General features: G+C 41.7%; 13 protein-coding genes. 6 read left to right on the top strand and 7 right to left on the bottom strand.

The features are described 5' to 3' along the window. The first annotated feature begins 86 nt into the window (after positions 1-86). The 3 genes from DC082_RS07655 to DC082_RS07645 all read left to right on the top strand — a co-directional run bounded on the left by DC082_RS07655 (position 87) and on the right by DC082_RS07645 (position 5,092). Positions 87-800, top strand: coding sequence for a tetratricopeptide repeat protein (locus DC082_RS07655; RefSeq protein ID WP_157957422.1), 714 nt, complete (start codon positions 87-89; stop codon positions 798-800). Between the two features lie 220 nt (positions 801-1,020). Beyond that, complete coding sequence (locus tag DC082_RS07650; RefSeq protein ID WP_109236683.1) at positions 1,021-4,359, top strand: Rne/Rng family ribonuclease; 3,339 nt, start codon at positions 1,021-1,023, stop codon at positions 4,357-4,359. 151 nt (positions 4,360-4,510) lie between these two features. Continuing rightward, a complete protein-coding gene (locus DC082_RS07645) occupies positions 4,511-5,092 on the top strand; it encodes a peroxiredoxin (protein WP_094567625.1) in 582 nt (193 codons plus the stop codon). Between the two features lie 183 nt (positions 5,093-5,275). Here the strand turns inward: DC082_RS07645 and DC082_RS07640 are convergent, their stop codons facing one another. The 7 genes from DC082_RS07640 to DC082_RS07610 form a co-directional block, all read right to left on the bottom strand. Continuing rightward, positions 5,276-6,253, bottom strand: a complete 978-nt coding sequence (locus DC082_RS07640) for a tyrosine recombinase XerC (RefSeq protein WP_109236481.1) — start codon at positions 6,251-6,253, stop codon at positions 5,276-5,278. A gap of 74 nt (positions 6,254-6,327) precedes the next feature. Next, the gene (locus DC082_RS07635; protein WP_109236480.1) at positions 6,328-7,731 is read right to left on the bottom strand and encodes an aspartate ammonia-lyase; all 1,404 of its coding nucleotides are present in this window, start codon (positions 7,729-7,731) and stop codon (positions 6,328-6,330) included. A 43-nt stretch (positions 7,732-7,774) separates the two neighbouring features. After that, complete coding sequence (locus DC082_RS07630; RefSeq protein ID WP_109236479.1) at positions 7,775-8,149, bottom strand: RNA-binding S4 domain-containing protein; 375 nt, start codon at positions 8,147-8,149, stop codon at positions 7,775-7,777. 158 nt (positions 8,150-8,307) lie between these two features. Beyond that, positions 8,308-8,571, bottom strand: a complete 264-nt coding sequence (gene minE / locus DC082_RS07625) for a cell division topological specificity factor MinE (protein ID WP_109236478.1) — start codon at positions 8,569-8,571, stop codon at positions 8,308-8,310. A gap of 2 nt (positions 8,572-8,573) precedes the next feature. Beyond that, positions 8,574-9,383 carry a septum site-determining protein MinD gene (gene minD / locus DC082_RS07620; protein ID WP_094567712.1) on the bottom strand — a complete coding sequence of 270 codons (810 nt, stop codon included), beginning with the start codon at positions 9,381-9,383 and terminating at the stop codon, positions 8,574-8,576. Between the two features lie 760 nt (positions 9,384-10,143). Continuing rightward, positions 10,144-10,911 (bottom strand): septum site-determining protein MinC, encoded by a 768-nt coding sequence (gene minC, locus DC082_RS07615; RefSeq protein WP_094567630.1) that lies wholly within the window; start codon positions 10,909-10,911, stop codon positions 10,144-10,146. Between the two features lie 30 nt (positions 10,912-10,941). Next, entirely contained in the window at positions 10,942-11,424 is a 483-nt protein-coding gene (locus DC082_RS07610) for an FKBP-type peptidyl-prolyl cis-trans isomerase (protein ID WP_094567631.1), read from the bottom strand. A 144-nt stretch (positions 11,425-11,568) separates the two neighbouring features. Between DC082_RS07610 and rpiA the strand changes: the two genes are divergently transcribed. The 3 genes from rpiA to lptA all read left to right on the top strand — a co-directional run bounded on the left by rpiA (position 11,569) and on the right by lptA (position 13,627). Then, on the top strand, positions 11,569-12,234 hold the full coding sequence (gene rpiA / locus DC082_RS07605; protein ID WP_109236477.1) for a ribose-5-phosphate isomerase RpiA: 666 nt from the start codon (positions 11,569-11,571) through the stop codon (positions 12,232-12,234). 231 nt (positions 12,235-12,465) lie between these two features. Continuing rightward, positions 12,466-13,092 carry an LPS export ABC transporter periplasmic protein LptC gene (lptC, locus tag DC082_RS07600; protein WP_109236476.1) on the top strand — a complete coding sequence of 209 codons (627 nt, stop codon included), beginning with the start codon at positions 12,466-12,468 and terminating at the stop codon, positions 13,090-13,092. Next, positions 13,082-13,627, top strand: coding sequence for a lipopolysaccharide transport periplasmic protein LptA (gene lptA, locus DC082_RS07595; RefSeq protein WP_109236475.1), 546 nt, complete (start codon positions 13,082-13,084; stop codon positions 13,625-13,627). The genes lptC and lptA overlap by 11 nt, the downstream gene beginning before the upstream one ends. The last annotated feature ends 43 nt before the right edge of the window (positions 13,628-13,670 follow it).

Raw genomic sequence — 13,670 nt, 5'->3', positions numbered from 1 at the left:
TTACAGAGATAATCTGTGGTAAATTATAACGACTATTCATCAGTGATTATTCCATGATGCAACAGAATTTGTTTAAGGATATTTTCGTGAAAAGAAATGCCATTTTTTTAATAAGTCTATTAGTCTTAACGGCCTGTGCTGCCACAGCGCCCGAGGGAGCTCGCGTTCGTCCTATCCAAGGACAACCTTATGAGCCTAGCTTCCCTGACAATAGCGGTGCGGTAAAAGCATACGCGCTACAAGATTCACCGGTTCAAGCTCCTCAAAGTAATGAGGTTGGTTTTTTAGGTTCTCAACAACCACAACAAACACCAATGGAGGCACCTGTATTCCCTGCCCCTTCGTCGTCTAACTGGCCTGCAACCACTGCTGGTACTGCAACTCCACAAGCGACATTCCCGGCAACTACAGCTCCCGCCCCTGCTATTCCTGCACCCAACAGTGGTGTTAAGACAGCAGCGGCAACGCCTCCAGCTCCTGCAACACCTGTAGCGCCGACGCCTCCAGCAGCACCGTCTGGCGGTAATGCTGTTAAAGTTCTCCTCGATGATGCACGCAAAGCAGTTCAAGAGAATCGTCTCGATAAAGCGGCTAGTTCGCTTGAAAGAGCTGTTCGCTTAGAGCCGAGAAATGCAAGTATTTGGTACGATCTTGCACAGATTCGTCTTCATCAGAAAAACTATGCAGCAGCCGAACAGATGGCCAATAAATCTATTAGCTTTACTAAGAACGAAGATCTCATTAAACGAAATCGTCAAATTATCGCGGCAGCGCAAAGTGCTCGCTCAGCGGGTAACTAGATCGCCCAGATAGTTTAATAGTTCATTTAAAACGTAAGCTTGATCTAGCCCATTTGACAAAATGTCTCTTGGGCTATATCTGCATTGAAGAATAATAAATAATAATTTTTGAGCAATAGAGATCTTTCTTTCCTGCGCTTTTATCGAGTGCTCTTCTATTTTTCTATAAGAAGAGCCGGAAGTGCTTGTAAGCAACCTCTATTTCTCTACTGGAGAAAAAATGAAGCGGATGCTAATTAATGCAACTCAACAAGAAGAGATGCGAGTTGCCCTCGTTGATGGACAACACCTATATGATTTAGATATTGAAAATGTGGCCACAAAACAGAAAAAGGCCAATATTTACAAAGGTAAAATCACCCGAATCGAGCCCTCTTTAGAGGCTTGCTTTGTCGATTATGGTTCTGAACGCCATGGCTTTTTACCCTTTAAAGAGATCTCTAAAGAGTACTTTAAAAACCCTCAAGATCATCAGATGGCAGTTAAAGATCAGCTCGAAGAGGGTCTTGAGCTTATTATTCAAGTTGAACGTGAAGAGCGCGGCAATAAAGGGGCGGCCCTCACCACTTATATCTCTCTTGCCGGGCGCTATCTTGTATTAATGCCCAATAATCCTCGCGCAGGGGGTGTTTCACGCCGCATTTCAGGAAAGAGCCGTGCCGAGATTAGAGATGCGATGGCTGATTTAGTTGTTCCAGAAGAGATGGGGCTAATCGTGCGCACAGCAGGAATGGGAAGAACCGCAGAAGAGCTACAGTGGGATCTCGATTATCTCATTATGCTGTGGGAAGCGATTCAAGAAGCAGGAACAAAACATCCAGCCCCTCTTCTAATATTCCAAGAGAGTAATATTATTATTCGCGCACTTCGCGACTATTATCGTAGTGACATTGGCGAGATATTGATCGACGATGAGGAGGTCTTTAAAGAGGCCGAAGTCTTTATCAATACCATCATGCCGCAAATTGGCGATAAGATTAAACTCTATGATGATCAGATTCCTCTCTTTACAAGATTTCAGGTGGAGTCACAGATTCAGACGGCTTATGAGCGCAATGTCCGCTTGCCATCAGGAGGCGCCCTCGTATTTGACCATACAGAAGCACTCGTATCGATCGATATTAACTCAGGCCGCTCAACAAAGGGGGCCGACATTGAAGATACCGCTCTCAACACAAACCTTGAAGCAGCGGAAGAGATCGCTCGTCAATTAAAACTTCGTGATCTCGGTGGTCTAGTCGTTATCGATTTTATCGATATGCTCGATAGCAAAAATCAACGTAAAGTTGAGTCAGCACTCCATGACGCACTCGCATCGGATAGAGCCAGAATTCAGGTAGGACAGATCTCACGATTTGGGCTATTAGAGATGTCTCGCCAAAGATTACGCCCATCACTTGATGAAACTTCACATATTGTTTGTCCTCGCTGTGAAGGGCAAGGAACCATTCGAGATACCAAATCTTTAGCATTGGGCATTCTTCGTCTCATTGAAGAAGAGTGTTTAAAAGAGCGCACTTCTGAACTCGTGATTCAAGTTCCCGTAAATGTCGCGGTCTACCTCTTAAATGAGAAGCGATCTGATGTAGAAGATATTGAATCTCGCCTAAAAGTTCGGGTAATTGTGATCCCTGACACAGAACTTGAGACCCCACACTTTAAGATGACTCGTTATCGCATCAACGATGATGAGACAGGTGCAGATAGTGAATCGCATATCATTAAAGAAGAACTTACAATCGATGATATTCGAAATCAGGCCGTCATTGCCAATAAGAAATTGATGGAAAAGCCAGCTGTTTCAGGAATCTCTCCTATGGCTCCTCCACCAAAAGTTGAGGAAGCGGCGCCCGAAGCAACTGAGAAAAACTTTGTTCAAAAAACTGAAGCAGTTTTAAGCTCAATCTTTAACTATGTCAAAGCACTCTTTAATAAGACAACCCAGAGTGATGATAAAGCTGAAAAGAAGAAAAAAGAGGTAAAAAACCCTCGCGAACAACGCAATAATAATCGTAATCGCGATAACCAACAGCGCAACAATCGTGGACGCAACAATCAACAACGTCAACGTAATCAACGCCATAATCACCCTAGTCGCAATACGATCGAGACTGTTGAACGCGAAGTTGATATAAATGCGGAATTTAATCAAACGACTCAACAAAATGAGCCGAAAGAGAATAATCGTCGCAATAATCAGAATCAACAACAGAATCAGCAGCAAGAGCGTAATAGCCAGAATCAACGTCGCAATCAGCAAAATCGAGCCCAACAAGAAGCACAAAATGGGCAAGAGAGACAGCAGAGAAATGAGCGGAATGAGCGCAATAATGCACACAATGAAGCTGATAATGATAAAAATCAGCAAACCGCCCAAACTCAACAAGCGACCGATAGAAACAATCAAGCTCGCGATAATGAGAACTCTCAGCGCAATAAAGAGCGCAATGAACGACAAAATGAGCGTCAAAATCAGCGCCAAAAACGTCGCGATGAGGGGGGTGATGAAGCAAAAAAAGAGCAAGTCACGGAGAGCAAAGAGCATAGCTCTGAAGAGAAATCGGAAGAGAGAGCGCCTCGTCAACGCAATCGTCGCGATCGAGATCAACGATCTGATTCTAAAAAGTCTGGCAACAGAAACAATAGAGTTCAGGAAGAAGAGATCATCGAAGTAAAAGTTGGTGAAGAAGTTAAACAACGCGTTATTAGAACCGGTCGTCCTAGAATCGCTAAAGAGAAGCAAGAGCAACTCAAACAGGTCGAGGAGAAAGCACAAACCCACGATCAACCTGCTGAAAAAGAGGTCCTAACGACAAAATCAGAAGCTACAAAAAAAGCTGAGGCGCCAAAAAACACTGATGCTGATCATATCGCTCGCGAAAAGGAGATGGGTAAAAAACCATCTAAAGAGCAAGCAGATAAAAGAGTGGCTGAAAGCATTGTAGAGAAAGAGAGAGCGACAGCTGATCAACCAGCACCAAAAGATGAAAAAGCTCAACAGATTGCAGTAGAAACAGCATCTAGAGAGGAGCAAGCTACTCAAAAAAATGGTGCTCAAGAGCCGTCTAAAAGTGAAGCTGACACAATGAAAGCAGATATTAAGCTCTCGGCCTCTGATGATAAGATGCCAGCAACACAAGCAGATGCTAAAGATGAAATGCATCTTCCAAAAGAGGAGCATAATCTAGCGCCGGAGAAAGCAGCTGTCACTACAGAGCAAGCAAAAGAGGGGAATAGAGAGATCACCGACAATCATGATTCTCATGATTCGTCTCACTCTATTCCTGCGACGACATCGAAAGAAGTTAAGGCTGAGACGGCTGTAGCGCAAAATGACAAACAACCAGAACAGAAAGCAGCAATACCACAGGTTGAAAAGTCTATTGTGACAGAGGATCAAAAAGCCGTTGAATCAAACGAGAAAATGGCGATCCAATCATCTGATTCAAGAATGGAAGATCCGGAAGAAAAAGCTGCCGAAACAACAGCTGAAGTAGAAGAAAAAGCGATCGAAAAAATCACCGAAAACGAGGTAAATAGAGCCTCGCCACGTGATTAAGATTATCTATAAGAGCCTTTCGATAATTCAATGAGCCTTTTCATTGAATTATCGAATCAAAGCCCCTATTATAAATAGTGTAACGAGATCGAGGAGATTACTTCTCGAACAAAACGAATTCCGAGTCACTTTCAATATAAAGGAGTTTTCAATGACTTTTGATACAGACTTTACTTACCGCATCCCAAAAACTGTGGGTGATACTTTAGAAGCTTTTGAAGTTGTTGCTGCAAAACCTGGTTTTAACAATCCAGAAGAGAATGGTGTTTCTGCATTTGAAACAATCACAGAAAAATCATTCCCAGGCAAATGGAAAATTATCTACTTCTATCCAAAAGACTTTACTTTTGTCTGCCCAACAGAGATCGTTGAGTTTGATAAAATCGCTAAAGAATTTGAAGACCGTGATGCAGTACTCATGGGCGGATCTACAGATAACGAATTCTGTAAATTAGCTTGGAGACGCGCGCATCCAGATTTAGATAAATTAGGTCACTACTCATTTGCTGACCCAGCAGGTGATTTAGTTGATATGCTTGGCGTTCGTGATGAAGAGTCAGGTGTTTGCTTACGTGCAACATTTATCGTAGACCCACACAATGTTATCCAACACGTATCTGTAAACCCAGACAGCGTTGGTCGTAACGTTCCTGAAGTTTTACGTATCCTTGATGCGCTTCAAACTGATGAGCTTTGCCCATGTAACCGTCCAGTAGGCGGTGAAACTCTCTAATTCCTTTTAGGATTGAAGAGACAAAGCTTAAAGGTTATAGCTTTAATTAAGTGATAACCAATTGATAAGAGGGCTACTCAAATTAAGTAGCCCTCTCTTTACTTTCGCCAATCTCTGATCTATGAATCTCGAATCTATCAAGCTATCAAGCTTATTTTGATCAGGCCCTTGTTTATCAAATCCTTATTTGTCTGACTCTTTTTTACGCTTCGCTCGAGGATGAGCGGCATCAAAAACCTTCGCCAAATGGTTAAAATTAAGATGGGTATAGACCTGCGTTGTTGAGATATCAGCATGCCCTAGCAGCTCTTGCACCAAGCGAATATCTTGACTCGATTCTAAAACATGGGTCGCCATTGAATGTCGCAATAGATGGGGATGAAGATTAATATTAACCCCACTCTGCTCTGCATAACGCTTCACACGGCGGCTAATTTGCCGATCTGAGAGCCTTCCCCCTTTTTGAGAGATAAAGAGAGCCTCACTATCTTGATCTAGCACTGTTGCAGCAGATAACTCCTGACGAATCGAAAGCCACTCCTTAATTGCACTCAGTGCGACCTGCCCTACAGGAACAAGTCGATCCTTCCCCCCTTTCCCATCGATCACGCGCACTAGCTGCTCATTAAGATCAAGATGCGATAGATTAAGGGAAGCGATCTCTGCAAGACGAAGTCCACTTGAATAGAGCAATTCTAAAATAGCAAGATCACGCTTCTCGAGCGCATTCTCTGGTGGGCGATCTAAAATCTGCTTTAGTAACTCTGCTTCAACAACCTTAGGTAAACGATCCCCTCTTTTAGGGGGGGAAATGAGACGTGCAGGATTATAAGGAATAATCTCTTGTTCTAATAGAGCCGTAAAGAAGATTCTTAAAGCGGCAAGATGCGTTTCAAGACTTGAAGCACTTAAGCGTTCACGATCATGGCGACGATCCCCTTTAGCTCTAAAAATAAGATACTCACGCAAAAGACGCTCATCACATTGTTGCCAAGTCTCAATATCTCGCGATTGCAGATAGAGAATTAATTGCGTTAAAGCTTGCTGTTTTACTCTAGTGCTATGGGGGGAGTAGACTTTTTGATACTCTCTTAAAAAAAGATTCGCCTCTCTCTTCAAGGGCGAATCAATTTCTCTATTTATCTCAATAATATTTGACATTACTCTTCACAATAATCTCTTTTCATAACAATTGCTCTGCATGAATATGATGTGCGAACTAGATAAGAAGTGGATTAGTGCAATCCTAATGTTTTCCGAAGATTCTCTAATGAGAACATCTCATCAAATTCTTCAGCACCCATTAAACCACGCTCTAAGACAACATCACGAACGCTCTTACCTGTTTTAGCACAGATACGCCCTACAATATCCCCCTCACCATGACCAATAATTGGATTGAGATAGGTGATAATACCGATGGAGTTCAAAATATAGTTGAGGCAGTAACTCTCATTTGCAGTAATCCCCTCAATACAACGATCTTGTAAAGAACGACAAGAGTTCATCAACAACATCATCGACTCAAAAGTCGATTGTGCAATAACAGGCTCCATCGCATTAAGTTGCAATTGCCCTGCTTCAGCAGCAGTTAAAACCGTTGTATCATTTCCAAACACCTTAAAGCAGGCATTATTAACAGCTTCTGGCAATACAGGATTGATCTTTGCCGGCATAATCGAGCTTCCCGCCTGTAATTCAGGGAGATTGATCTCTTTCAATCCTGCTCGAGGACCTGAAGAGAGAAGACGAAGATCATTTGCCATTTTAGACAACTTAACAGCAAAGCCTTTTAATGCTGAATGGAAATAGACAAAATCTGATAAATCTGATGTTGCGGCGATAAGATCATCCGCCGGTTTAAAGGAGAACCCTGTAATCTCCGAGAGATATTGAGCTGCAAGTTGAGCATAACCATCGGGAGTATTGATCCCTGTACCGATAGCCGTTCCCCCTAAGTTAATCGAGAGCAATGTTTGTCGGGCAAGTTTTAAATAATCGATACCCGCCTTAATCTGATATGCAAATGCTCCAAACTCCATTCCTAAAGTCATAGGTACCGCATCTTGTAACTGTGTACGCCCCATTTTTAAGACTTCAGAAAACTCTCTCTCCTTCTCCTTCAACCCTTGGTATAGATAATCTGCCGCTTCAATTAATGCCTCAGATACTTTATAAAAAGCGACTCGCATTCCTGTTGGATACGCATCATTTGTCGACTGAGATTCATTAACATGGTCATTAGGATTAATAACATCATAACGCCCTTTCTCAAGTCCTAGCGTTTCGAGCGCAAGATTGGCAATCACTTCATTCACATTCATGTTAAGTGAAGTTCCTGCGCCACCTTGGAATGCATCAATAGGGAAATGTTGGTAGTAAGTATCATCCTTTAGAAGCAGATCACATGCCGCAACAATGGCATTCCCTACTTCAGGTTTGATAGCTCCTAGATCCATATTTGCCTTTGCTGCTGCTTTTTTTACTGCTGCTAAGCCATAAATAAATTGTGGATTATCTCGGTTCTTCTGGGTTGAAATGGTGAAGTTATTGATTGCTCGCTGGGTGTGAATGCCGTAGTAAGCATCACTTGGTACTAATAATTCCCCTAACAAATCAACTTCTGACCGATAACCCATTTTCTTTCTCTCCACTTGATATACGTCACTCGACGTATTGATATTACGATTTAAAATATTTTCCTTGTTTCACGTCTCTTAAACGTTTTTTATCTCGACTGCTCCTCGTTTCAGAGTGAGGCTGCGGAGATAACTTGCGAAGCTCACGCTCGTGCTCTCGTCGAGCAATACTCGCCTCTGTCTCTTGATACATTGTCGTTGCTACAGATGCTGGACCGCGTTGCTCGATAAGCAAGCACACTTTGACTTCGTAGATCATTTGTAACTTCCTTATCGTTACTAAATCACCTACGATGATAGTTCTGGAAGGCTTGGCCTCAATGCCGTTGACTTTTACGCGCCCCTTATTAATCTCCTCCGTAGCCAGACGGCGAGTCTTATAAAATCGGGCAGCCCATAACCATTTATCTAGACGCATAAGTTTTCTTCACACTATTTTGTTATATTAGATCAAAAAAAAAATTGCAAGCTTTAACGAAAAAATAGCCGCATTTTGCAATACGGCTACTTTATTATCAATGAGTTATCGTTCTTTTTGCTTAGATAATGATCTACCACAGTAGGACAAAATATCACCTATTTTTCATCATCCGATAAAACGATATTTAACTCTAAAACGTCACAGTCTCCGTCACGCTCCATCGCTATATTGATCTGCTCAGATTCTACCGGCAAATAACGACGGACGACCTCCAAAATATCTCGTTGAAGATCTTGCATAAAATCTGGATTTCCATCCATATTCTTTACACGCTCATGCGCAACAATAATTTGTAAGCGCTCTTTTGCAATCGATGCCGTATTTGATTTACGACGCTTGCCGAATAACAGCTGAAACATCTCTAACCTCCAAAAATACGTCCAAAGAAGCCTCTCTTAGGCGCTTCAATAAAACGATGAGGGAGATCTTTTCCAAGAAAACGCTCAACAATGTCATTAAAGGCTTGTCCTGCATCTGACTCCTCGTTCATAATCACAGGCTCCCCTGAGTTAGAACATTGCAATACGGCCTGAGACTCTGGAACCACTCCTAAAAGGGGAATACCAAGAATGTCTAAAATATCATTCACAGAGAGCATATCGCCATTTGCGGCACGGGTTGGATTATAACGGTTAATAACAAGATGCTGATTAACCTCTTTTCCCTCTTCTGCTCTCTTTGTCTTACTAGCAAGAATCCCTAAGATACGATCGGAATCTCGAACAGATGAGACCTCTGGATTGGTCGTTACAATAGCATCATCTGCAAAGTACATCGCAAGCTGTGCACCTTTCTCAATCCCCGCGGGCGAATCACAGATAATAAACTCAAAGCCCATCCCATCGAGTTCTTTCATCACCTTTTCAACACCCTCTTTCGTTAGAGCATCTTTATCACGTGTTTGGGAAGCGGGAAGAATGTAGAGATTCTCAAGACGACGATCCTTAATCAAGGTCTGTGCCAATGATGCTTCATCATTCACAACATTAACAAAATCGTACACAACACGACGCTCACATCCCATGATAAGGTCTAAATTACGTAAACCCACATCGAAGTCGATCACAGCGGTCTTATGTCCATTTTTTGCAAGCCCAGCTGCAATGCTCGCACTCGTCGTCGTTTTACCTACACCACCCTTTCCGGATGTTACAACTATGATTCTAGCCACTCGTGCCCCCACATACTAATTCTATCTAATTTAGACTATCTAACTTAAACTCTTTACCAATTTTGTTGATCCTTTAAGAGATCAAGTACTAAAGTGCTTTTAAAACATTGTCTTTTAAAACATCGTTTTTAAAACATCTGAGAAGCATAAATTCTAAAATTCACACATCTCATCACACTGCACTATCTTTATCTAATTCCATACGGAATAGATTCAAAGATAATATTTCAACAATCGATTTTAATCGATCGCTCTATTAATAGAGCCTTCATATTGCATCATCCTGCTATTAACCACAATATAAATTGCATTTTAAAGTACATTTAACTTATATCCTGATTTTATATTCAGATAATACAAGCTATACAACACTCTGTAATCTCTACAATTCCTATAATCTCTATAACATACCGCCTCTTATTCTTATCCTATCAAGAGGTGCATATCAACAGATAAGGATCTGCGCAGGCTTATTAAAATAATTCTTAACATCTATTTCTTAACATCTAATTTTAGCATCTTATTGACGCTACCTACTCTATAATGAACTACTTCTACAACTATTCTAATATAGAGCTTACATAGCATGTTGCAACTGATTCCTTAATGCATCTGATTAATATCACAATTAATCCGCTAAAATTAATCTGCTATTTAATAATATAATGGGTTACGCCATCATTGATTGCACTTAATGCGTTACGCTAAATCTAAAAGAGAGGAAATAACAGCTCCTGCCTCTTTATGCCATCGCTTAGAACTACTTTACTAACTGCTCAATCTTAAGCTCATCTTGATCAAGATAGATCTGAACCGTTTTCCCTCTAAGCTCAGCGGGAATATCCTCTTGCATCCGATAGAAACCAGCTATTGCAACTAACTCCGCTTCTAATGATTGGCAGAAGATTCTTGCAGATCGATTGCCATGAATACCAGCTAGAGCACGACCTCTTAAAGCACCATAGACATGAATATTACCATCGACTAGTAACTCAGCCCCTTCATTGACAGAATTGATCACCACCAGATCCCCTTGAGGAACAGATAGTTGCTGTCCTGAACGAACTTGTTGGACATGCATCATTGTCTCGATGGGTTCAGCAGGTTCTACAACCTCTTGAGGTGTCACCTCTTCTGCTACCTCTTCATGCGATATTTCACGCTGCTCTTTCGCAACAATTTCAGCGCTATTGAGCTCAATTTCACGCGAACGACCACCGTTACCAGCCAAAAGAGCCCATCCAGCATTGCCCGCCTTAACAGCTAAATCTTCATTAGCATTTCTTAAACCTACCGGAATAAGATCTCTATTGAGTAGCAGATTCTTCAACCACTTAAGATCTAAACTATTACCCACTTTAATCGCAGATAGATCAACAATTATTGGAATACCTCTAAATAATTGAGGAGAGCTATCAATCTGTCTTGATAGCTCATCCTCTAATAATTTTAGATCTATTCCTCTCAAATAGAGAACCATCATCGTTGATAGCTCTCCCTTCAATTGATAAATTTTACTTTGAGACATAGATTCTTTTATAAATCAAAAATTTAAAAATTAATGATCATGACCATCGGCATGAACGTGACCATGTGCAAGCTCTTGCTCAGTTGCATCACGCAAGCCTACTACCTCAACTTCAAAGTTAAGATTTTTACCTGCTAATGGGTGATTTGCATCCAATTTGATTGTCTCATCAGATACAGCAAGAACTCTAAATGCTTGCATTTGACCATCGGGTGTTGTGCCCGTTACTTGCCAGCCTACTTGAACTTCTTCATCTTCAGGGAATGCTGTACGGGGAACTTCAATAATGAAATCATCGTTTGACTCGCCATAGCCTTCAGCTGGAGAAACAGTAAATGAGAGGGTTTGTCCTTCGGTTGCACCTTCTAATGCTTTTTCAAATCCAGGGATCATCATTCCGTGCCCTTGAATAAAATCCAAAGCCTCTTGACCTTTATTTGTATCAAGGAGCGCGCCTTGATCATCGGTGAGGGTGTAAATTACGCTAACTACTTTATCTTTTGCTACTGTCATTGAATGTTCCCTTTATCGATTTTACGGGTATAATTAGTCCGTACACTATACAGCAAAGCACGTAGTATATAAACGATTAAATCCTTATAATTTGAGCGTCTAGACTACTTTCCACTTTTATTTCAATTATTGTGACACTTTATTATGAACGCACAACAACAAAAAGAAGCAGTCGCAAAAGCGGCGCTACAATATATCCCTGAAGATCAGATTTTAGGTCTAGGAACAGGCTCTACCGTCGATTGCTTAATTGCTCTTCTCCCAACACTTCCTTTCAAAATCAAAGGGGTCGCATCGAGTTCAGAGAGAACATCTAAACAGGTAGAAGCGCTAGGTATCCCTATCGTTGATCTTATGGAGATCACAACAATCGATACCTATATCGACGGCGCTGATGAGATTAATCATCATCTAGCGATGATCAAAGGTGGCGGCGGCGCTTTAACACGCGAAAAGATCGTCGCAGCCCACGCTAACCGCTTTGTCTGTATTGCCGATCAGTCAAAATTGGTCAAAACCTTAGGGAAATTCCCACTCCCGATCGAAGTCATCCCTATGGCAGCCCACTATGTGATACGCAAAATGGAACAGATGGGGGGAAAAGCAAAGGTTAGAGAAGGTTTTATCACTGACAACCACAATCTTATTGTCGATGTTTCCGGTCTTAAAATCACAAGTCCCATTCAATTAGAGGCATCCATTAATCAAATTACTGGTGTTGTCACAAATGGTCTATTTGCAGCACGCGGTGCAGATATTCTTTTAATGGCAGATGAGGCGCTTAATATTCAGACCATTACTAAAAAATAGTAAGAAGTAGTGGCAAAAAGTAGCTGCAATAAGCAGTAAAAAGACCACTACAGAGAATGACTCGCGGTAGAGCAATAGAGTAAAATAGTGAGACCATTAAGATATCCATGAGAAGCCCTATACAAAGGGGCTCTCGATCTCATCTGATCTAGCCCCTGATACCAATAATTGATAGCTCATATTCACCTTCCTCATAACCCTTCATTCCACCGACCTTTTTAAGGAGCCATTATGACAACTGCAGAGATCTTTAAACGTCTCCTCCAGCTCTTTATATTAGGCATCCTGCTCTATTTTGCTTGGGTCATCTATCAAGATAGTCGTAGCCAAGAGAAAGTAGAATCAACAGATCCACAACTTTCACTCAATGACTTTGAGGTCTTTCGTTATAACAGAGAGGGTATTCTTGAGTACCGCCTTATTGGGGAGACACTTGTACATTATGATAATGAGGAGGGAGGCTATTTAACGGCCCCCTTCCTAAAGCATTATGACTTAAGCCATGATCAACATGAGACGCAAGAACTTAGTAATCTTGTTGAATGGACCGCCAAAAGTGATTTTGCCCGCTATACGCAGGATAAGTCCCTTTTAACATTGATCAAAAATGTCAATCTCCATAAGCCGAACCTAGAAAAACCTCAAGATGATATGGTTATTACAACCGATCTTCTCTATATCCATGATGAGGGGGAGAAAGTAACGACCGATCTCTTTGTGGAACTTGAGATGCCAACGCGACAACTCTCTGGATATGGGTTGATCGGCTATCCTCATAAAGAACTATTTACACTCCATAGAGATGTAAAATCGACCTATATAACTGAATCTGATACAGGGCAACACGATGAAAAATAATCTCTTACCCTCCCTCTCTCCTCTTTTTAAACAGGGTATCTCACTTCTTCTCCTCTCTCTTTGCTTCAGTGCTATCAGTAATATTGCACTAGCACTGCCCGAGGATCGTAAATTACCCCTCCATATCGATGCTGATTGGTCTGAATTTCAGAGTAATTCGCCAACCGAACCTACCGGTATCTATCGTGGAAATGTTGTTATGGTCCAGGGTAACCTCACGATCTATGCCGATGAAGCCCACTTCCTTCTCGAAGATGGAGAGTTGGAGTATATTATTGCTACTGGCAATCCCGTGAAGATTAAAGATCTTCCAAAGCCTGATGAACCCTGGGTTTTTGGCGAGGGAAAAACGCTTCGCTACTATCCTAAGCGCGCTATTTTAGAGCTAGAAACCAATGCACAGGTAGAACAGAGCAATGATATCGCAACGGCCAATAAGATTATCTATGATCTCGATACGCGCACAATCAACGCAGAGCGAAGCCCTAAAGAGCGAGTCCACTTTACAATTCAGATGGATAATCGTGATAAATAGTGCCCACATCGCTCTTCTCCCTATCACACTTAGAGAGAGTAAG

It is taken from the genome of Ignatzschineria indica, from assembly GCF_003121925.1.
In the GTDB taxonomy this organism is placed as follows: domain Bacteria; phylum Pseudomonadota; class Gammaproteobacteria; order Cardiobacteriales; family Wohlfahrtiimonadaceae; genus Ignatzschineria; species Ignatzschineria indica.
Note: the sequence above shows the minus strand (reverse complement) of the source record. Positions and strands in the feature narration are given on the sequence as shown.